The following is a 19860-nucleotide window of genomic DNA, read 5'->3' as shown; positions in this document are numbered from 1 at the left end:
GACAAACGGAGGACCGCACGTTTTCATATAAAGAGTATCTTTGCCCGTGAGAAAGCGATACGAGGCTTGAAAAACGAGAAAATGAACGATTCCGCCCGTCCGAAAAAATCGCGCGGCCTGCTGGCGCTCAGTCCGCTGGCCGTTTTCCTGTGCCTCTATCTGGGCACGTCGCTCGCGGCCGGCGACTTCTACAAGGTCCCCATCGCCGTCGCCTTTCTGGCCGCGTCGGTCTACTCGGTCCTGATCTCGCGCGGGGAGCCGCTCGCCGAGCGCATACGGCACTTCACGCAGGGAGCATCGCACCACAACCTGATGCTGATGATCTGGATCTTCGTGCTGGCCGGAGCGTTCGCCCGGTCGGCCGAGGCGACGGGCGCGATCGACGCGACGGTCGGCCTGACGCTGCGCATTCTGCCCGGAAACCTGTTGCTGGGCGGATTGTTTCTGGCCGGCTGCTTCATCTCGCTCGCGGTGGGAACCTCCGTCGGCACGATCGTCGCGCTGACGCCCGTCGCGCTCGGCATAGCCCAGAGAACCGGTCTGGAAACGCCGATGATCGTAGCCGTTATCGTCGGGGGATCTTTCTTCGGCGACAACCTGTCGTTCATCTCCGACACGACGATCACCGCGACCCGCACCCAAGAATGCAGCATGCGCGACAAGTTCCGGGTAAACGGCCTGATCGCGGTCCCGGCCGCCGCAGCCGTGCTCGGGCTCTACCTGCTGAGCGGCGCGGAAATGCCCGCCGCTGCGCAGAGGCAATCCGTCGAATGGATTCCGATCATACCCTACCTCGCCGTGCTCGTACTGGCCATATGCGGCGTACACGTGACGACCGTACTCGTAACGGGCATCGTGCTGACGGGAGCCGTAGGTCTGCTCGGCGGATCGGTCGGGTGGATCGAGTGGATCGGGGCCTTGGGCGAAGGCATCGCCGGCATGGGCGAACTGATCGTCATCACGCTGCTGGCAGGCGGCATGCTCGAAATGATCCGCCGGGGCGGCGGCATCGACTACCTGATCGGCGCGCTGACGCGGAAAGTCTCGGGCAAGCGGACGGCCGAGCTGAGCATCGCCGCGCTCGTGAGCATGGCCAACCTGTGCACGGCCAACAACACGATCGCGATCATCACCACCGGTCCGATCGCCCGGCAAATAGCGGACCGCTTCGGAGTGGACCGGCGCAAGAGCGCCAGCCTGCTCGACTCGTTCTCGTGCTTCGTGCAGGGACTGATCCCGTACGGGGCGCAACTGATGATCGCGGCCGGGCTGGCGTCCGTCTCCCCGCTCGAGATCATCGGCTACCTCTATTACCCGATGGCTTTGGGCATCTGCTCGCTGCTGGCCATTCTGCTGCGCTATCCGAGAAAGTATTCATAAGAATCGCCCGACCGTACAGCCGCCCGACAGCGATTGTCCCTCACGCCGCTCGCCACACCCGGCCGGGCGCGGTCGCCTCGCAAGCATTCCGTCCGTACGGTGCGACTTGTACAAAACGGGTTCAGGCAATATCTCCGCAGCCGACCGTCGCCGTTCCCGGGACGAAAAAATTCTCAACCCGGGCATGATCGTTTTTCACGAAACGGAACCGCGAATCTCGGCATCTCGGGTGACAGACCGGCCCCCTGCCGAGAATAAATCCTATCGGACCGAACCCCGGAAAATGCAGCGATAACTTTTCGATGAATCCGGAACCGGACTTGTTTCCGCCTCCAAAGATATGGAACGTCAGGCCGAAGCGGATGCGCCGGTCCGACGCATCCGCAGAATCGGCTCACTACAGCTATTCCAAACGTTATTATTTACCGTTCATACCAAGTCGATCGCTCTCTCCTATCCGAAGAGCCCGAAACCTATAGCAGAGGCAGATATTGCTGCGCCTGCCGGGCTATTTATCTATTGCTTCGAGTTAAGGATAATTCTGAGAATGCCTGACAAAAAACACAAGACGCTCTCTTACGTCTGACAAGAAATGAGTTTTTTACGAAACGGTAATAATGGAATGGAAAATTTATGCTGAGAATGAACCTGCGGATTATGCGAGTGACTTTTTCTCACAAAAAATCGCAGCGTATCCGATCGTGGAGACCGATGTCGAATCACCCCAAATCAAGCATCGGATGTTCTGACAGACTATATGAAAACGACCGCATCCTCTCCCTTCCGGGGAGAGCGGGTCTATGAGCTTCCCCCGATACCGGACAGGGGACAAAGTTTTTTTACTCGGAAACCCGAAAGGAAATGACGTTCCATGAAGAACCGGACAAAAACGAGGCACAGGACATTCCGAACGGTCGAAGATTATTTCCATCGACAACTTTGAGGGCGACCTAAAACGAATTACCGTAATACCGACAGGAACGTTCGGTGCGATACGTATAACGTCGTTTGTTTTCGGAGAATAAATTTGTTATATTGACCGGCAAAGCGAAACCAAATCGAAATATTATGAGAGCCGTAATTTATGTCGCCTCGCTCGTTATGCTGTCGGTGGCATTTTCAGGATGCGATGACAAAGAAAATTCACCGAAAAATCCCGAACCCGGCCAAGTAGCGATAACGCATGTCGAATCGCTGTTCGATTCGTCAACAAACTGGGAAAATATTGAGAAAGACAAATTGCATGTAATACGTTCCGGCGAAGAGTTGAAAAGCTATATCAAGGATTGCGAAACGGAACTGCCGACCGTCGATTTTGAGAAACACTCCCTTTTGGTCGTCACAGGGAATGCGTCTCATGGGATAGTAAACATGGAAAGCGAACTGAACCGAGGAGACACAAATACCTATTCGTTCGATGTGAATATCGAACTCGATCTTACGTCGGAATACTCCACATGGAAAGTCATGGTATTGGCTCCTGCCGTTTCCCGTCAGGCCGACATCAGCTTGGATGTGAATATGCGACCTTGATCGGATAATTCGGGAAAGCGACGGAACCGGAAACGACGGTCCCTAACGGGCGAATACGATCCGGCCGCCGTCCAGACTCTCGATCCGCGCCAGCGACTCGACGCGGATACCTTTCTCGCGCAGCATCGCACCTCCGGGCTGGAACGCCTTCTCGATCAGAAAGCCCATGCCTGCGAGAGAGGCTCCGGCCTGACCGATCAGCTCGAGCATGCCCTGCGCGGCGTTTCCGTTGGCCAGAAAGTCGTCGATGAACAACACCCGGTCTCCCGCATGCAGGAAGTCCCGGCTCAGGCAGACGTCGTAGTCGCGCCCTTTCGTAAACGAGCGGACACGGGCCGAAAGAGCGTTCTCCATCGTGCTCGGCGACTTTTTCTTGGCAAAGACGACCGGCAGGCCGAGCAGATAGCCGACCAGCACGGCCGGCGCGATCCCGCTCGCCTCGACGGTCAGCACACGGTCCAGCGGCTCGTCTCCGAAACGGCGCGCCAGCTCCCGGGCAAGCGACATCATCAGCGCCGGGTCCATCTGATGATTGATGAATCCGTCCACCTTCAGGACTCCGCCAGGCAGGCACTTCCCGTCGCGCAGGATTCTTTCCTCGAACATTTTCATCGTTTCGCGCAATTTTTTCCGGCCTAAATTACGCATTTCCGCCGGCACGGCCAAACACAGGCGCCCCCGGATGCCCGACGGCTTGCCGACCGGGAATATTTCCGTATCTTTGTACAGTTATCCAACCGCTTCGACCATGGATGAAAAAGAGAAAACCCAGCATGCTGCGAACGCCTGCCGCGAGCGATACATGCGGCAGGCGATCGATCTGTCGATCGAGAACGTCAGGAAGGGCGGCGGCCCGTTCGGCGCCGTGATCGTCCGCGACGGCCGCGTGATCGCCACCGGGACGAACCGCGTCGTGCCGGGGTGCGACCCGACGGCCCACGCCGAAGTGACCGCCATACGCAACGCGGCCCGGGTGCTGGGTACCTTCGATCTGAGCGGCTGCGAGATATACACCTCGTGCGAACCGTGTCCGATGTGCCTCGGCGCGATCTATTGGGCCCGACTCGACCGGATGTATTATGCCAACGACAAGAAAGACGCGGCGGAGATCGGCTTCGACGACTCGTTCATATACGACGAGTTCGCACTCGCCCCGTCCGCCCGTTCGCTGCCGTCCGAGCGCATGCTCCCCGACGAGGCGATCCGCGCGTTCGAGCTGTGGCGCGACCAAGAGGACAAAACGCCGTACTGACGGCAACCGCGAGCGCCCGCGAAAAAAATTTTCGCAACGGTCCGACAACGATCCGGCAACAGGAGCCCGTTCCTCTACGGAAATAAGCTCTTCCGCACACCGGTTAAGGGACAAGCGAACAGGTGGCAATTATCTGTTTCGCCGTTTTCTCACGTTCTGGCAACGCATTTTGTTACGGAACGCGCGCTTAATCCGTTCCATCCTCAGCGGGAACAGGCCACCGACAAGCCGGATACACCCTTCTGAAAAATTCCGCAATCGAAATCTCGATTCGCAGAGACGACACTCCGCAGAAAACGACATGCCTCGCGGCGGATCGCCCGGCGCAGAAAAGCGCCTTCGAAAAAATAGCGCGGCACGCCGTCTAACGGCCCCGCAGCGACTCGTACATCCGGTCATAGGTCGGCGTCGGAACGCCCAGCCGCCGGCCCTCGCGGACGACATATCCGGTCAGCGACTCGAGCTCGGTCGTCCGCCCCGTGCGAAAGTCGCGCTGCATCGAAGTCGTCGTATCGGCCGGTATCCGTTCCATCTGGGCGATCACCTTTCCGGCAATACCCTCGGACAACACGATCCCCTTGGCGGCCGCAACGGTCTGAAACTCGGCGAGCAACGAATCCAGATCGGCCCGGTCGGCAGGATCGCCGAGCACGCCGCCGTATGTCTTGTCCGTATAGGAAGTGGAGGTAGCCACCGTAGATATGAAAGCGAACTTATCCCATACGCGGCGCACGATGTCCGCTTCGAGCCGGGCCCGGATGCCCGCCCGCTCGAAAATCCGTTCGAGTTCGGCCAGCCGGGCGGGATCGCCCGTCGCGGAGCCGAACAGGTAGCGATAGCCGTTCGTATGCTCGGCTATGTGTCCCGGAGAGACGATATAGGCCACCACGTAGACGCAGCCGTCCCACACTTCGGTCGCAGGCAGCATCCGCCGGATCCGCTCGGCTCCGTCCACGCCGTTCATGAACGGCAGCACGACGGTATGCGGACCGATGCAGGGCAGCAATTGCCCGACAGCGCCCTCGACGTCGTAAGACTTGGTACAATAGAGCACGTAGTCCATCTCTCCGATTTCCGCCGGCGAATCGGTCGCCGCTTTCGGCCGGGCCGTGAAGCGGCCCTCCTGCGCGTCGACCAGCAGCCCCCGCTCGCGTATGTTCCGCAGCGCCTGCCCCCTCGAAACGAAATAGATCTCCGCCTCGTCGGAATGTTCGTAGAAACGGGCCAGCAATCCGCCCAGAAACCCGCCGACACCGCCCGTGCCGACGACCGCTATTCTCGTTTTCATCGTCCCGATCGCATTTGGTTCTACGACGCAAAGATAGCAAAACGGACGTCCGCGCGACATCCGGGAGCGAAAAAGAACATCGGCTTTCTTGCGGCGGGCTTGCCGCAAGAAAGCCGATGCTGTACGGGCAACGGCGTCACCGGCCGTCCTGACTGCTTTGGCCGGATTTTTCGGCCTTATGTTTCTCGATTATCGAGCGCACATGACTGTACGCCGACATGCCCCACTGAACGAACGCGTACATCTGGCTCGCCCGACCGGTGATCCGGTCGACGAGATAGCCCATCGAGAACATCTGCGAAATGCCCCGCCAGTCGGCCTTGAGCCGCTCTCCCAGCGAGTCCAGCTCGCGGTCGACGCGCATCCGCTCGATTCTCAGGTCGGTGTACGTGCGTATCTTTCGGTAGCAAACCCTGTTATTCATCATCGGAGTACTTATCGCCCAGATCGGACATCATCCGGCTGAACATCCGGACGGTTTGATTCAGAATCAGCCTCTTTCTCCTGCCGTACACGATCAGGGCCAACAGGACGAACAGGCCTCCCATAATCAGTATGGCGGCGAGCATCGAGCCGATGAGCATGCCCAGAAGCCATGTCAGCGCCGCGGCGAAGAACATCGCCCCGATACCCGCCAGAACAATCAGAACGAAAACGCTGAACAGCGTGCTGACGAAAGTCGAAAGATTGTCGATCAGGCTCAGCCTGAAGCGATCCAGCGACCACATTGCGTAATCCTTCGCATCCAGGGCAGCGCGCTCGATCCGTCCGGGTCTGTCGTTGTTTTCCATACCTTACGGGAACTTATTCCTGCATCGAGTGCTGCATCGAATGATAGCCCTCCTCGAGGGTATCCTTCACTTTCTGACCGCCTTGCTTGATCTTGCCGGCGATTTTGTGACGGGTGTTGGCCCCCGAGTCGGGAGCGGTCAGCAGAGCGATCATCGCGCCGATGGCGGCTCCGCCCAAAAACGAAAAGAAACAACTACCTTTCATGATTTCTATTTTTAAAAGTTAAACAATAAGTTCGCATCCTCGCTGCGCGGGAACGAGTCTCCCTTTTGCAAAAAACAAACCACAATTCGCGACATGGAGCGATTCGCCGCAAATTCCGGCTTCTTCCGCCGGTCCGACGCTTTCTGCGGGCGGCCTGCCGCCCGCGGCACGTCTCCCGGGCAAAGCATCTGCCGCACACTGTCTGCCATACCGTCTTCCTACGCCGGCGGGCGCGGGCCGGATACTCCGAAAACAGCGCCCGGGCGCTTCCGTTTTGCCATTGAAAAGGGAAATCCCTATTTTTGCAAGCAAAGGCCCCGATCGACGGCCGTTCCCGAAAAACGGAGAACGGGACCGGACCGAAACCGATGAAACCGATGAAAAAGCATACGATCAAGCAGGCGGGCACTCTGCGAAGCCTGCTGTTGCTGTTCGGCCTCGCGCTGGGGAGCGGACTCTCCGCTCAGGACGCGGCGGCCGTACTCGACGCAGTACGCCGGCAGCACGCCCCCGACCGAAGGGTCGCCGTATTCGAAATCGAAGCCGAGCGGATCAACGACACGCTCCATATCCTGAAAGGGAAATGCGACGATCCCGAAGCGATCGAAGCGCTCCGCGCAGCGTTTCGCGGCGCAGGCATCCGGTTCGCCGATTATGTGAAAGCGCTGCCCGACGCCTCGCTGAAAGAGAAGAACGAGGCTCTCGTCACGCTCTCGTCGATCAATCTGCGGACGGCTCCGGACCACGCGGCCGAAATGAGCACGCAAGCCATCATGGGCACGCCGCTGCGCGTACTCGAACAGTACGACAACTGGTATCGCGTGCAGACGCCCGACGGTTACATCGGCTGGACCAACGCGGCCTCGATCGCGCTGAAGACAGCCGAGGAAACGAAACGCTGGCGCTCGGCCGCCCGTTACGTCTACACGGGCTACGCGGGATCCGTCTACGCCGGGCTGGACCTCCGCTCGGGCACGGTGTCCGATCTGGTGCTCGGCTCGGTTCTCGAAGCCGATACCGCAGCCAAAAGCGGCCGGAAGTTCGCTTCCGTCCGGCTGCCCGACGGAAGGTCGGGCTATGTTCTTCGCCGCGAGATCGAAGACTTCGAAACGTGGGCCTCTCGTCCGCTCGATCCGGACGGGCTGGAACGGACAGCGCGGCAGATGACGGGAGTCCCCTATCTGTGGGGAGGCACGTCGGTCAAAGGAGTCGACTGCTCGGGCATGGTGAAGACGGCCTACTTCGCAGGCGGCATCGTCATCGCCCGCGACGCGTCGCAGCAAGCGCTCACGGGCGAGCGACTCGCCCCGTCGGAATGGCCCCGATGTCTCAAGGGCGATCTGATCTTCTTCGGCAATCCGGCCAGCGGACGGGTGACCCATGTGGCGATGTATCTCGGCGAAGGGCGCTTCATCCACTCGGCCGGACGCGTCAAGATCAACAGTCTGGACCCGTCGGCCGACGACTATCTGCCGATGAGCTGTCTGTCGATCAGCCGAATCGGAACCCGGATCGGAACGCCCGGCATCACGGCGATCCGCTCGCATCCATGGTATTTCGACATCCGATAACGACCCATCCGAACCCGATATGAACAGAAAAGAATTTCTCAAGACAGCGGCCGCCGGCCTGATCGCGGCATCGGTCCCTTCCGTCGCGCTGCGCGCCGCCGCCCGCTCGCCGCACAAACGGCCCGAGCGACGCAGCGGCAGGCTGAGCCTCGCCTTCGAGCCCTACGACCTGAAACTGATCCATCCGTTCACGGTCGCGGTCAACACCCGCACGCACACGCCCGACGTACAGGTCACGCTCGAATACGACGGCATAACGGGCTACGGCGAGGCATCGATGCCTCCCTATCTGGGCGAGACGCAGGAGTCGGTCTGCCGCTTTCTGAGCTCGCTCGACCTGAGCCGGTTCACGGACCCGTTCCGCATGGACGAGATTCTCGACTACGTCGACCGGGCGGCTCCCGACAACCGGGCGGCCAAGGCTTCGGTCGATCTGGCGCTGCACGATCTGGTCGGCAAGCTGCTCGGACAACCGTGGTACAAGATATGGGGTCTGTCGCCCGAAAAGGCGCCCGACACCTCGTTCACGATCGGCATCGACACGGCCGAGGTCGTCCGGCAAAAAGTCGAGGAAACGGCTCCCTACAACGTGATCAAGGTCAAAATGGGCGTCGAGGGCGACCGCGAGCTCGTCGAGGTCATCCGCTCGGCGACCGACAAGCCGCTCTGCGTCGACGCCAATCAGGGATGGACCGATAAGGAGCGGGCGCTCGAAACGATCTGCTGGCTCGCCGAGCGCAATACGTTGTTCGTCGAGCAGCCGCTGCCCAAGGAGATGATCGACGAGACGGCCTGGCTGCGCGAACGGAGCCCGCTGCCGATCATCGCCGACGAGTTCCTGCAACGCCTTCCGGACGTCAAGCGCGCCGAGGGAGTCTACGACGGCATCAATATCAAGCTGATGAAAAGCACCGGTCTGAGGGAAGCCTATCGGATGACTATTCTGGCCCGGGCGCTCGGCATGAAGACGATGATCGGCTGCATGACCGAAACCTCCTGCGCCGTCTCGGCCGCCGCGCAGCTCTCGCCGATGATGGACTGGGCCGACCTGGACGGTAATCTGCTGATCTCGAACGACCGCTTCGACGGCATGAAGATCGTCGACGGCCATATCACGCTGCCCGACCGGCCCGGCCTCGGCATCGTTCCCCTCTAAAGCGGCCAAACAGGGCCAAAGGCGCCGGCAGGGCTAAAAAATCGCTTCCGCTGCCGTCGGAATGGGAGAGACCGGCATAAACCGCTGTCAAAATACGGACGGCAAACAGAACCCCGATACGGAAACCGCCGACTATCGTCCGGCAAAGAGCCGACGGCCCGCCGTTCCCCTGAATCGGTTCGGGCCTGCCGGAAGCTACACGTCGGCCTCCCGCTCCGGCATTTTGCCGTCGCGCCCCGCTTCGATCGCTTTCGAAGCGGAGCCGTGCAGCAACAACAGTCCCCGGGCCCGCTCGTAACCGATCCCCAGCTCGTCGGCAACCATGCGCGTACCGCGATCGATCAGTTTGTCGTTCGAGAGCTGCATGTTCACCATGCGATTACCGCGCACCCGGCCCAGACGAATCATCGTCGCCGTCGTAATCATGTTGCAGATCATCTTCTGCCCGGTTCCCGACTTCATCCGCGAGCTGCCCGTCACGAACTCGGGTCCGACGACCATCTCGATCGGAATATCGGCCTCGGCAGCCAAAGGCGAGCCGGGGTTGCTCGTGATGCAGGCCGTCAGAACACCGTGCTCCCGGGCCCGGCGAAGCGCGCCGACCACATAGGGCGTCGTACCCGATGCGGCGATGCCGATCACCGTATCGAGCGACGACACGCTCCGCTCGCGCAACTCCTCCCAACCGCGCTCCTCGTCGTCCTCGGCGAACTCGACCGGATTGCGCAGCGCCCGGTCTCCGCCCGCGATCAGTCCGACGACCAACGAGGGAGGCATGCCGAACGTGGGCGGTATCTCCGAGGCGTCGAGCACGCCGAGCCGGCCGCTCGTTCCGGCCCCCAGATAGAAAATGCGGCCGCCGCGCCTCATCCGCTCGACGACGGCCGTCACGAGTTTCTCGAGCTGAGGGATCGTTCGCCGCACGGCCGGCGCGACCCGAGCGTCCTCGTCGTTGATTCCCTCGAGCAGCTCACGGACGGACATCTTGTCCAGATCGCCGTGCGACGACGGCTGCTCGGTTATTTTCACGAATGTCATATCTTGTTTTCGGTTGAATGATAGGCGATCAGACCCTCTATCGGGCTGCGAAGGACCGTTCCGATCCGCAGCGAAAGCCGTCCGGCGGCCCGCTCCAGCGGCTCGCGATAAAAATAGGCCACCGAGCCGACGCAATGCACGGGCAAAGAAGACGAGCCGGCATACTGCGCCACGTTGCGCCGGAAGAAGTCGCCAAAGCTCTCCTCGACCAGCGCGCGAATCTCGGGCACAGCGATATGCTCGGCCAGAAAGGGCGACAGCGAAGCCAAAAAGCGATTCGGAAACGGCTGACGGTAAACCCGATCCAATATTTCGGCAGGAGTCAGGCCGAAACGGTCGAGAAACATCTCCCGTAATCCGGCGGGCAACCGATTCTTCAGGCAGTCGCCGACCAGCCGGCGGCCCAGCACGGCCCCGCTCCCCTCGTCGCCGAGAATGAACCCGAGCGGCGACACCTGCTCGGCGATCCGCTGCCCGTCCCAGCGGCACGAATTGGACCCCGTACCCAGAATGCAGGCGATCCCCGGATCGCGCCCGCACAGCGCCCGGGCGGCGGCCAGCATATCGCTTCCTACTTCGACGCGACGGACGTCCAGCAGCGAGCGCAAGACGCGCCGAATCATCGCGGTCTGCTCCTCGAACGCGCAACCCGCGCCGTAGAAAAAAACGCTTCGGACCGGCCGACCGTCCAGCCGGGGAAGCAACTGCGAGGCCAGCGTGCGTTCGATCTGCTCCGGAGCCTGAAAAAAGGGATTCGTTCCGTCGGTCTCGAATCTCCGCACCGTCCGGCCTTCCCGTACGACGCACCAGTCGGTCTTCGTCGAGCCGCTGTCGGCAATCAGTATCATATCTTGACGTATATTCTTTTTCGGTACAACGGGAGTCCGATCAGCCACACCGCTCCTACCAGAAGCAACGGATAGGCCAGCGAGGCCGGGTAGTCGCCCAGCCAAGGTCTCAGCCCGTGCGAGTACACGACCGCTTGCAGGCTCATCGTCTCGCCTCCGCAAGGCACGCGGACCGCCAGCAGCACGACCGACAGCACGGAAGCCGTCACATACAGAAACAGCGGATTGACTCCGAACACCTCGAAAAAGCGACTCCAGCGACGATGTCCCCGCACGTCGATCGTCCACATCAGCAACGCCAGCGCCGAAGCAGCCACGCCGCAGGTCAGCAGCGCGAAAGAGGGCGACCAGACCTTCTTATTGACCGGACAGAGATAGCCGAGCAGCCAGCCCGCAAGCATCAGCAGGGCTCCCCAGCGCAATATCTTCAGAATCTTCAGCTTCAATTCCTCCTCCGAGACGAGCGCCCGGCCGATACAGAAACCGATCAGCACATGGGCTACCGACGGGACGGTGCTCAGCAAGCCCTCCGGATCGAACGAGAATCCCTCGCCCCGGTACATGTGCGCCTCGCCGAGCACGGCACGATCCACCACGGCGACGACGTTGTCCGGCGACAGATCGAAACCGTTTCCCGACAGCAGGATCAGGCCGTAGGCGGCGAACAGCCCTGCTGCGATCCACGGAATCGCCCGCCGCCGCGCCGTCACGGCGATCAGGGCTCCCGCTCCGTAGCTGAGCGCCAGCCGCTGCAATACGCCCAATATGCGTATCCGCTCGAAACTGTCTGCCGAGCGCGCCACGCGCTCCCACAACGGAACGCCCTGCTCGGCAAGCGACTGCATCGAGAAACAGAAGCGCGAGAACCAGCCGACGGCCAGGCCAACGGCGAAAATCACCGCCGTGCGGACCAGTATCTTGCGTATGGCCGCGCCGCTGCACGCAAAGTCGTACTTGCGCAGCGACAGATAGGTAGAAACGCCCATGATGAACATGAACAGCGGAAAGACCAGATCGGTCGGCGTCAGTCCGTTCCACGCCGCATGCTGCAAAGGAGCGTATACCGCCCCCCAGCTGCCGGGATTGTTCACGAGAATCATGCCGGCGACGGTCATGCCCCGCAGTACGTCGAGCGAAAGCAGGCGGCCGCAGCCGGACGGAAGGTTGTTTTCCATAGGCCGAATCATTCTGTTTTTGCGGATTGTCCGGACTCCGTGTCCGGGAGCGCCCGGCCTGTCTCCCCTCGGCGACCGGGGACGATCAGCAGGCACAGTCCGACGAACGTAAACAGCGCATTGAATATCAACAGCTCATAGCTGAACGAGTAGCCACCGAACCAACGTTCCGAATTGCACTGCAACACATAGCACAGCACCGGCGACAGCACGGCTACCAACGGAATCCAGCGGTCGCGCACGCTCCGACGGGTAAAGATGCCGAAAGCGAACAACCCGAGAATCGGGCCGTAGGTATAGCTGGCCAGCGTATAGACGGCGTCGATCACGCTCGTGTCGTTGAGCAGTCCGAAAACGAGAATCACCACGCCCATCGTCGCAGCCATGCCGGCGTGCACCCGCTTGCGGACGCGGGCGGTGCGCGCCTCGTCGCAGCGCTCGGTACAGCGCAGGATGTCGACCGTGAACGACGTGGTCAACGCCGTCAGCGCCGAACCCGCCGCCGAATAGGCCGACGAAACGAGCCCGATCACGAACAGCACGCCGACCGCCGCAGGGAAGTAGCCTCCGGTCGCAATCATCGGGAACAGTTCGTCGCTGCGCTCCGGCGTCCGGATGCCGCTCCTCTCGGCATAGAGGTAGAGCAGCACGCCGAGAACGAGAAAGAGCAGGATGACGAACAGCTGCAACAAGCCGCTGGTCACGATGTTCTTCTGCGAATCGCGGTAGTTGCGGCAGCTCAGGTTGCGCTGCATCATGTCCTGATCGAGCCCGGTCATCGCGATCACGGTGAAGGCTCCGGCCAGAAACTGCTTGAAGAAATACCGCCGGTCGTTCAGGTCGTCGAAAAAGAAAATCCGCGAATAGTCGTGCCACGCCACGGCGCCGACCGCATCGCCTAAGCCCAGATGCAAGTCCGAAGCGATAAAATAGATGCAGAGACCGATGCTGGCTACCAGACAGAACGTCTTCAGCGAGTCGGTCCAGATCAGCGACTTGACGCCGCCCCGGTAGGTATAGAGCCACACGAGGACCATCGTCGCCGCCACGTTCCACACGAAGGGCACATGCAGCGGCCCGAATACCAGCAACTGCATCACGAGACAGACCAGATAGACCCTCACGGCGGCCCCGATCATTTTCGACAGAAAGAAGAACCAAGCTCCGGTCCGGTACGACGCGATGCCGAAACGGCTCTCCAGATACTGGTAGATCGACACGAGCCCCATCCGGTAAAAAAGAGGAATCAGCACGAACGCGATCACGAGCTGCCCCGCCACGAACCCGAGCGCCATCTGCAAATAGGAGAACTGGCTGGCCTGCACCCAGCCCGGAACCGACACGAAAGTCACTCCCGAGATGCTCGATCCGATCATCGCGAACGCGACGACGGGCCAGGGCGAGCGGCGGTTGCCAACGAAAAAGCCCTGATTGTCCGCCCGTCGGCCCGACAGGCTGGCCACGAGATAGAGCACCAGAAAATAAGCGATTACGGTAACGAGAACGGCTGCCGGAGTCATGCGGAATCGTTTGGTCCGTTCAAAGTTAGCAACAATTCGGCAAAATACGCGATCCGCCGGCGAAAACCTTCGGCCCATGCCTCCGCACGATTCTCCGAAGTCCGGACCCGCTGTCCGCTCGCTTTCGGGCCGGCGACCCGCATTCTCAGAAACGATACGACCGCATCCGACCGCCGAAACACGGCAAAAAGCCCGCCGCGCTCACAGACAGTGGTCAGGGGAGACACGAACGAAACCGCATGCGAACGACAGCAAAACGATAGAAGATGAAATCGCAAAGACTCGAACACGCCACTCCCTACCCCTAGCGAGACGGCGCATGGCTGCCGATAGGCCCGGACGCTCCGTCTGCATTTCGTATCGGATCATCTGCGTGCGACCTTTCAGGCGCACCGGCATGCTCGCTTCCGCGCGGCGACGAACGAAAGGCGGCCGGTACGAATCAGACCAGATCGCGGAGCGTCACTCCGCTCAGCATTTCGGTCATTTTCCGATGGATGTCGGCGAACGAGGCGCGTATTTTGCACAGGCTCTCCTCCTTGCTGAACTCGCAGGAGCAGCCGGGCCGGCCGCTCGCGCAGGCCAACATTCCGGCCGTTCCCTCGAAGCGGGTCACGACGTCGCACAACGTCACCTCGCCCGGGTCCCTCGAAAGGTAGTAGCCTCCCGCCTTGCCCCGGACGCTTCCGAGCACGCCGCCGTTTTTCAGTTCGAGCAGGATACCCTCCAAAAACCGTTGCGGGATATGCTCGTCGCCGGCGATCCGGCTGATCGGGATCGGCCCGTTGCCGAACTCCCGTGCCAGAGAAGCCAAAGCCAGAATCGCATATCTCGTTTTCTTGGACAGCATGTTCCGTAAAAATGGATTTTTTACAAATTTAGCAAAATAAGGAGAAACCGCAACCCTTCGCCTTCCGAACGCCGGACCGGAAACCCGGCGACAGAACCTCCGGTCCGGCGAAAAGCCCCGACCGCCCGACATGCCGCTACCGGTACGCGCCGCTCGCAGACCGACGAAACACGGGACGGACCCGCAAGCGACTTTCGGTCTGCCGCTCGCGGGTCCGTCCCCTATCCGTTAGAAAAGTACCTCCGAGCCTCTGCTGAGGCCCGAAACACCGTCCAATCACTCGGCCCAAAGCCGCGCCAGATTCAGAATCGTGCGCACGGCGCGGCCCATCGTGTCGAGCGAGCAATACTCGAACTTGCCGTGAAAATTCATGCCGCCCGTGAACAGGTTCGGACACGGAAGCCCCATGTACGAAAGCCGGGCGCCGTCGGTTCCGCCCCGGATCGGACGGACGACCGGTTCGACTCCGGCCTCGCGCATTGCCTGCATCGCCTTGCCGATCACCTCGGGATAGGGCTCCACCTGCTCGCGCATATTGTAATACTGATCCTTGACCGTCAGCGAGATCGTCCCTTCGCCGTACTTGCGCGACAACAGCGCGACGGCGTCGGCCAGAAACCGCTTTTTCTCCTCGAACAGCTCGCGCGAGTGATCGCGGACGATATACTCCATCGAGGCTTTTTCGACCGTGCCGCTCAGGCCCACCAGATGATAGAAGCCCTCGTAGTCCTGCGTATGCTCGGGACGCTGCACGGCGGGCAGCAGCGAGTTGATCTCGCAGGCCACCTGCAGGGCATTGATCATCTTGTCCTTCGCATAGCCCGGATGAATGTTGCGCCCTTGCACGACGATCCGCGCCGAAGCCGCGTTGAAGTTCTCGTACTCGAGCTCGCCCTCGAAGCCTCCGTCCACCGTGTAGGCGAAACGGGCCCCGAAGCGCTTCACGTCGAAAAAGTCCACTCCCCGGCCGATCTCCTCGTCGGGAGTGAATCCGATGCGGATCTTGCCGTGCGGAATCTCGGGATGGGCGAGCAGCCAGGCCGCCGCCGTCATGATCTCGGCCACGCCGGCCTTGTCGTCGGCCCCGAGCAGCGTCGTGCCGTCGGTCACGATCAGCGTATGCCCCTTGAAAAAAGAGAGCTCGGGAAAATCCTTCACCCGCATCGAAAGCGAGTCGTTCAGCGGAATATCGCCGCCGTCGTAGCGCTCGATCAAGCGGGGACGAATGTCCGCCCCTTTCATGTCGGGACTCGTATCGACATGCGCGATGAAGCCGATCACGGGTTTCGATTCGCACCCCGGCGTGGCCGGAACGGTCCCGGTCACGTAGCCGTTCGGATCGATCTCGACCTCGGTCATCCCGAGCGAGATCATCTCCTCGACCAGACGGTTCAGCAGCGCGAGCTGCTTGGCCGTCGACGGAAAAGTCTCGCTCTCGGGATCGCTCTGCGTATCGAAAGCGACGTAGCGGAGAAAGCGCTCCTTGAGTTCTTCGATAAAATCCATATTTCGTTCCATTTGGTTGTTCCTTTCCGAATAACGCGATCGCTCCGAATACCGGGAAACGTAATCGTACGGGCGGTCCCACCTTTTCCGATCGGATCGCGCCTGCATAAAAACTCGCCCCAACGCTCTCCTCTCCGTATCGCCGCCCGTTCCGTTCCCGACCGCTTTCACAGTCGCCGGAGCGAAGCGGGACCTCGGAAAGGCCCGCGCAACGGCTCAGGTCCTATTCTCCTTTGGCCCGCAGGCTGTCCTTGACGAAATAGGCGATCAGCAACGCGTACATTCCCACGGCGAGCCATTCGGCACCCTTCGACGCGTTCCACGACGAGGCGAACCAGTCGGCTCCGAAATAGCGCAGCAGCGCGCTCACGACGCCCATCAGCGCCCCGCCGGCGATAAAACCCGAAGCGATCAGCGTTCCCCGTTCGCGGCGCGCGCGGTTCGTGCGCTCGTCGCGGCTGCGGCTGCCGACCCACCAGCTGACGAGCCCGCCGATCAGCAGCGGAGTATTCAGCTCGAGCGGAATGAACATGCCCAGCGCAAAAGCCAGCGCCGGGACGCCGATCATCGTCAGGATCAGCGCCAGAGCGGCCCCGGCGAGATAAAGCATCCAGGGCGTGGCTCCGCCCTCCATCAGCGGCTTGATGACGGCGGCCATCGCATTGGCCTGAGGCGCCACGAGCGCACCCTCGCCGACGAATCCGTACGTCTGGTTCAGTATCATCAAAACCCCGGCCACGGTAGCCGCCGAGACGGCCGTACCCAGAAACTTCCAGCCCTCCTGCTTCGCGGGCGTCGTTCCGAGCCAGTAGCCGATCTTCAGGTCCGTAATGAAAGCGCCGGCCATCGAGAGCGCCGTGCACACCACTCCGCCGATAATCATCGCGGCGGTCATTCCGCCGGTTCCGGTCAGGCCGGCGCTGACGAGCACCAGCGAGCTCAGGATCAGCGTCATCAGCGTCATGCCCGACACCGGATTCGTACCGACGATCGCGATCGCATTCGCGGCGACGGTCGTAAACAGGAACGATATGACGAACACGATCAGGATCGCGATCACCGAATGGAACCAGTTGTCGAGCACACCGAAGCGGAAGAAGACGAACGTCGTGAGCAGCGTCGCGATCAGCAGCGCGAGGATCAGCTTCATCGGCAGGTCGCGTTGCGTGCGGCCGGTCTCCTGCCCGGGCGTCTGACGGCCTCGCAGCTCGGTCACGGCCAGCGACAGCGCCTGGCGGATGATCTTCGACGAACGGATGATACCTACCACGCCGGCCATCGCGATGCCCCCGATCCCGATATGGCGCGCGTAGTTCCGGAAAATCTCCTCGGGCGACATGTCGCGGAGCAACGCGGTCACGCCCTCGCCGACGGCGACCGTCTGTCCGTCGGCGAAATGGCTGATGAACGGAATCAGTACGAACCATACGGTAAACGAACCGGCGCAGATATACGCGGCATAGCGGAGCCCGACGATATAGCCCAGACCGAGCACGGCGGCTCCGGTATTGACCTTGAAGACAAGCTTCGCCTTATCGGCCAGCAGCGTTCCCCACTCGGCCAAACGCGTCGAGACGTTCTCGGTCCACCAGCCGAACGTGCCGACCGCAAAGTCGTACAGTCCTCCGATCAGACCGCTGCAGGCCAACAGCTTGGCCTGATCGCCCTTCTTCTCGCCGGACACGAGCACCTCGGTCGTCGCGGTGGCCTCGGGGAACGGGTATTTCCCGTGCATGTCCTTGACGAAATACTTGCGGAAAGGGATCAGCAGCAGAATGCCGAGCAGGCCCCCGAAAAGCGACGACAGGAATATCTGGTAGAAATGAGCCTCCAGCCCCAGAATGTAGAGCGCCGGCAGCGTAAAGATTGCTCCGGCGACGATCACGCCCGAGCTGGAGCCGATCGACTGGATGATGACGTTCTGTCCGAGCATGCCGCTGCGGCCGGTCAGATTGCCGACGCCGACGGCGATGATCGCGATCGGTATAGCGGCCTCGAACACCTGTCCGACCCTCAGGCCGAGATAAGCGGCGGCGGCCGAGAAGACGATCGCCATCACGATGCCGAACACGACCGAATAGACGGTCACCTCTTTCGGCTTGGACGAAGCGGGCATCACGGGCGAGTACTTTTCGCCGGGGGCGAGCTCCCGGTAGGCATTATCCGGAAGCGAAGCGGGTTGTTTGGGTTCTTGTTCCATATTTCGGGTTTGGTTTTGTCATCCGACCGGCTCCGAGCGCCGCCGGCAGAGCATATCCGCCCCGCAAGCGAATCGTCGGCCACGAGCGGCCGGTCCGCTCGCAGGTCTCAAAGATAGCTCATTCCGTCTAAAAAAAGAAACGCAGCCAACCGGCTCCCGGGTAGTCCAGGCAGCATCGGACGGTCAGACGAGCGGTTCGTCCGTATGGAGAGCGGCAGAAGCCCGCGCAGAGATTGCCGGACAGGACAATCGCTTCCTTTGAACCGGAACCGATCGCGAGGCGAGCAGGAACTACCAGCGGAACAGAAGGAAAAGAGAAATTCCGTTCGGCAGGAAACCGCAGACCGTTTCCGTAACATAAAAAATCGCAGCGTCCCGTTGTCATAGAGCGGCAGAGCAAGTCTCCGGCACCTTCAATGGCCGTTCGACACCGATATGCCGGCCATGCACGGAGATGATGGTCCACGGTTTCCGTGTTTCCGCAGGAATCGACTCCGCAACCGGAAGCTCTTATCTGCACTCGATGATGATCTCCGGTTCGCCTGTCTCGTCGCAACCGATCCAACGATCGAGCATGAACTCGGCAGAGGCCACGTATTTCCGTCTGAAATCCGGTTCGAAAAAGAACTCTTTCGCAATCCGGTAGCGTCCCGGCTCGAAACGGTAAAGCCGGTACGGCAGCGCGTGCGGCATCCGTCCGATCGTATCGAAAGGTCTCAGAGGATAAGCCACCGCCGTAACGACCCGGGCATAGGAGATGCTCATCCACCGTCCGTCGCGGAAGACGCCGAGGCGAAAATCGGATTCGTCTCCGAAAACGATCTCGCGTCCGGTCCTATTCCGCACCGTCACCAGCACGCTCGCCCCCTCGACTTCGGCCGTCATCTCGACGAAACGCCCGTCGGGCCGTATCGTGTCGGGAATCAGGTCCACCCGTTTCCAGTCTATGATCCGGGAACGGGTCTCCGCCTCGCACATCCGGTCGAACCGGGCTCTCGTTCCGGACACGTCCGCGAACGTCTTGCCGATCCGGCAGAAGCCGATCGGATCGTACCCGATCTCGCGCCGGAAATTCAGCCGGAGCGTATCCCGCTCTCCGGCTCCGAGCACGATCCGCCCGGTATCCCGGCCGCGTACGGGAACGCTTTTCCAACGACCGTGCACCCGTTGCTCGAACCGGTATCCGGCATCGGTCGTCACGGGACGGCTACCCCGATTCTCCATCACCAGATACGGCACCGAATCGCAGACCAGCTCGGCGTACAGGCGGATCGAATCGGCGACCGGCACCTCCGCAGCCGATACGCGCGCCGTATCGGCAGGAAGCGCCATCCGTCTTCGCTCGGATCGCTCCGCACAGGAAAGGCAAAAAACGGACAGCAGGATGAAAAAACAGACCCTCATCGCCATATTTTTCATAACGCGAACCCTTCGCTACCGAACCGTCCGTCCCCGACGTCGGCTCACGGACGGAACGATACGGATCGGCATGAAGAGACCGGTCCGGCGGTCCAGCGCCGCCCGGAGAACCGGTCGGGATAAAACGG

The 19860-nt window shown here is 61.1% G+C and carries 18 protein-coding genes; 5 read left to right on the top strand and 13 right to left on the bottom strand.

All coding sequences use genetic code 11. The annotated features are described in order from the left end of the window. Positions 1–81 precede the first annotated feature (81 nt). Both NQ491_RS10755 and NQ491_RS10750 read left to right on the top strand, forming a co-directional pair. Positions 82–1380 carry a Na+/H+ antiporter NhaC family protein gene (locus tag NQ491_RS10755; RefSeq protein ID WP_026089591.1) on the top strand — a complete coding sequence of 433 codons (1299 nt, stop codon included), beginning with the start codon at positions 82–84 and terminating at the stop codon, positions 1378–1380. 1068 nt (positions 1381–2448) lie between these two features. Continuing rightward, on the top strand, positions 2449–2913 hold the full coding sequence (locus NQ491_RS10750; protein ID WP_019245543.1) for a hypothetical protein: 465 nt from the start codon (positions 2449–2451) through the stop codon (positions 2911–2913). 42 nt (positions 2914–2955) lie between these two features. Here NQ491_RS10750 and xpt read toward each other — a convergent pair whose 3' ends face one another. Then, positions 2956–3525: a xanthine phosphoribosyltransferase gene (gene xpt / locus NQ491_RS10745; protein WP_026089592.1), complete on the bottom strand. Its 570-nt coding sequence runs from the start codon at positions 3523–3525 to the stop codon at positions 2956–2958. Between the two features lie 136 nt (positions 3526–3661). Between xpt and NQ491_RS10740 the strand changes: the two genes are divergently transcribed. Next, positions 3662–4165 (top strand): nucleoside deaminase, encoded by a 504-nt coding sequence (locus NQ491_RS10740; protein ID WP_019245545.1) that lies wholly within the window; start codon positions 3662–3664, stop codon positions 4163–4165. Positions 4166–4529: 364 nt separating this feature from the next. Here NQ491_RS10740 and NQ491_RS10735 read toward each other — a convergent pair whose 3' ends face one another. The 4 genes from NQ491_RS10735 to NQ491_RS10720 form a co-directional block, all read right to left on the bottom strand. Then, a complete protein-coding gene (locus NQ491_RS10735) occupies positions 4530–5453 on the bottom strand; it encodes a ketopantoate reductase family protein (protein ID WP_026089594.1) in 924 nt (307 codons plus the stop codon). Between the two features lie 136 nt (positions 5454–5589). Further along, entirely contained in the window at positions 5590–5880 is a 291-nt protein-coding gene (locus NQ491_RS10730) for a hypothetical protein (protein WP_232423193.1), read from the bottom strand. Then, on the bottom strand, positions 5870–6244 hold the full coding sequence (locus NQ491_RS10725; RefSeq protein WP_019245549.1) for a hypothetical protein: 375 nt from the start codon (positions 6242–6244) through the stop codon (positions 5870–5872). Before NQ491_RS10725 ends, NQ491_RS10730 begins: the two co-directional genes overlap by 11 nt. Before the next feature lie 13 nt (positions 6245–6257). Further along, positions 6258–6449 carry a YtxH domain-containing protein gene (locus NQ491_RS10720; RefSeq protein WP_019245550.1) on the bottom strand — a complete coding sequence of 64 codons (192 nt, stop codon included), beginning with the start codon at positions 6447–6449 and terminating at the stop codon, positions 6258–6260. A 368-nt stretch (positions 6450–6817) separates the two neighbouring features. On the opposite strand from NQ491_RS10720, the gene NQ491_RS10715 reads away from it, so the two are divergent. Both NQ491_RS10715 and NQ491_RS10710 read left to right on the top strand, forming a co-directional pair. Further along, positions 6818–8020, top strand: a complete 1203-nt coding sequence (locus NQ491_RS10715; RefSeq protein ID WP_019245551.1) for a C40 family peptidase — start codon at positions 6818–6820, stop codon at positions 8018–8020. Between the two features lie 19 nt (positions 8021–8039). Continuing rightward, on the top strand, positions 8040–9176 hold the full coding sequence (locus NQ491_RS10710; RefSeq protein WP_019245552.1) for a dipeptide epimerase: 1137 nt from the start codon (positions 8040–8042) through the stop codon (positions 9174–9176). Between the two features lie 195 nt (positions 9177–9371). Here NQ491_RS10710 and murQ read toward each other — a convergent pair whose 3' ends face one another. The 8 genes from murQ to NQ491_RS10670 form a co-directional block, all read right to left on the bottom strand. After that, positions 9372–10214 (bottom strand): N-acetylmuramic acid 6-phosphate etherase, encoded by an 843-nt coding sequence (gene murQ / locus NQ491_RS10705; RefSeq protein ID WP_019245553.1) that lies wholly within the window; start codon positions 10212–10214, stop codon positions 9372–9374. Beyond that, positions 10211–11062 (bottom strand): hypothetical protein, encoded by an 852-nt coding sequence (locus tag NQ491_RS10700; protein ID WP_019245554.1) that lies wholly within the window; start codon positions 11060–11062, stop codon positions 10211–10213. The genes murQ and NQ491_RS10700 overlap by 4 nt, the downstream gene beginning before the upstream one ends. Next, a complete protein-coding gene (locus NQ491_RS10695; RefSeq protein ID WP_019245555.1) occupies positions 11059–12237 on the bottom strand; it encodes an acyltransferase family protein in 1179 nt (392 codons plus the stop codon). Before NQ491_RS10695 ends, NQ491_RS10700 begins: the two co-directional genes overlap by 4 nt. 8 nt (positions 12238–12245) lie before the next feature. Continuing rightward, positions 12246–13757: a sodium:solute symporter gene (locus NQ491_RS10690; protein ID WP_019245556.1), complete on the bottom strand. Its 1512-nt coding sequence runs from the start codon at positions 13755–13757 to the stop codon at positions 12246–12248. Positions 13758–14199: 442 nt separating this feature from the next. Continuing rightward, positions 14200–14607 carry an RrF2 family transcriptional regulator gene (locus NQ491_RS10685; protein WP_019245557.1) on the bottom strand — a complete coding sequence of 136 codons (408 nt, stop codon included), beginning with the start codon at positions 14605–14607 and terminating at the stop codon, positions 14200–14202. Between the two features lie 276 nt (positions 14608–14883). Continuing rightward, on the bottom strand, positions 14884–16113 hold the full coding sequence (gene pepT / locus NQ491_RS10680) for a peptidase T (protein WP_019245558.1): 1230 nt from the start codon (positions 16111–16113) through the stop codon (positions 14884–14886). A 223-nt stretch (positions 16114–16336) separates the two neighbouring features. Next, the gene (locus NQ491_RS10675) at positions 16337–18313 is read right to left on the bottom strand and encodes an OPT family oligopeptide transporter (RefSeq protein WP_019245559.1); all 1977 of its coding nucleotides are present in this window, start codon (positions 18311–18313) and stop codon (positions 16337–16339) included. 510 nt (positions 18314–18823) lie between these two features. Continuing rightward, complete coding sequence (locus NQ491_RS10670; RefSeq protein ID WP_147524827.1) at positions 18824–19723, bottom strand: immunoglobulin-like domain-containing protein; 900 nt, start codon at positions 19721–19723, stop codon at positions 18824–18826. Between the last annotated feature and the right edge of the window lie 137 nt (positions 19724–19860).

Origin of the sequence: Alistipes ihumii AP11, from assembly GCF_025144665.1 — a bacterium.
Lineage (GTDB): Bacteria > Bacteroidota > Bacteroidia > Bacteroidales > Rikenellaceae > Alistipes_A > Alistipes_A ihumii.
The sequence above is the reverse complement of the archived record's forward strand: the minus strand, read 5'-3'. Positions and strand labels throughout refer to the sequence as shown.

Coding starts and splice junctions, on each gene's coding strand:
- NQ491_RS10755 (WP_026089591.1), top strand. CDS start 82: ATGAACGATTCCGCCCGTCCGAAAAAATCGCGCGGCCTGCTGGCGCTC.
- NQ491_RS10750 (WP_019245543.1), top strand. CDS start 2,449: ATGAGAGCCGTAATTTATGTCGCCTCGCTCGTTATGCTGTCGGTGGCA.
- xpt (WP_026089592.1), bottom strand. CDS start 3,525: ATGAAAATGTTCGAGGAAAGAATCCTGCGCGACGGGAAGTGCCTGCCT.
- NQ491_RS10740 (WP_019245545.1), top strand. CDS start 3,662: ATGGATGAAAAAGAGAAAACCCAGCATGCTGCGAACGCCTGCCGCGAG.
- NQ491_RS10735 (WP_026089594.1), bottom strand. CDS start 5,453: ATGAAAACGAGAATAGCGGTCGTCGGCACGGGCGGTGTCGGCGGGTTT.
- NQ491_RS10730 (WP_232423193.1), bottom strand. CDS start 5,880: ATGATGAATAACAGGGTTTGCTACCGAAAGATACGCACGTACACCGAC.
- NQ491_RS10725 (WP_019245549.1), bottom strand. CDS start 6,244: ATGGAAAACAACGACAGACCCGGACGGATCGAGCGCGCTGCCCTGGAT.
- NQ491_RS10720 (WP_019245550.1), bottom strand. CDS start 6,449: ATGAAAGGTAGTTGTTTCTTTTCGTTTTTGGGCGGAGCCGCCATCGGC.
- NQ491_RS10715 (WP_019245551.1), top strand. CDS start 6,818: ATGAAACCGATGAAAAAGCATACGATCAAGCAGGCGGGCACTCTGCGA.
- NQ491_RS10710 (WP_019245552.1), top strand. CDS start 8,040: ATGAACAGAAAAGAATTTCTCAAGACAGCGGCCGCCGGCCTGATCGCG.
- murQ (WP_019245553.1), bottom strand. CDS start 10,214: ATGACATTCGTGAAAATAACCGAGCAGCCGTCGTCGCACGGCGATCTG.
- NQ491_RS10700 (WP_019245554.1), bottom strand. CDS start 11,062: ATGATACTGATTGCCGACAGCGGCTCGACGAAGACCGACTGGTGCGTC.
- NQ491_RS10695 (WP_019245555.1), bottom strand. CDS start 12,237: ATGGAAAACAACCTTCCGTCCGGCTGCGGCCGCCTGCTTTCGCTCGAC.
- NQ491_RS10690 (WP_019245556.1), bottom strand. CDS start 13,757: ATGACTCCGGCAGCCGTTCTCGTTACCGTAATCGCTTATTTTCTGGTG.
- NQ491_RS10685 (WP_019245557.1), bottom strand. CDS start 14,607: ATGCTGTCCAAGAAAACGAGATATGCGATTCTGGCTTTGGCTTCTCTG.
- pepT (WP_019245558.1), bottom strand. CDS start 16,113: ATGGATTTTATCGAAGAACTCAAGGAGCGCTTTCTCCGCTACGTCGCT.
- NQ491_RS10675 (WP_019245559.1), bottom strand. CDS start 18,313: ATGGAACAAGAACCCAAACAACCCGCTTCGCTTCCGGATAATGCCTAC.
- NQ491_RS10670 (WP_147524827.1), bottom strand. CDS start 19,723: ATGGCGATGAGGGTCTGTTTTTTCATCCTGCTGTCCGTTTTTTGCCTT.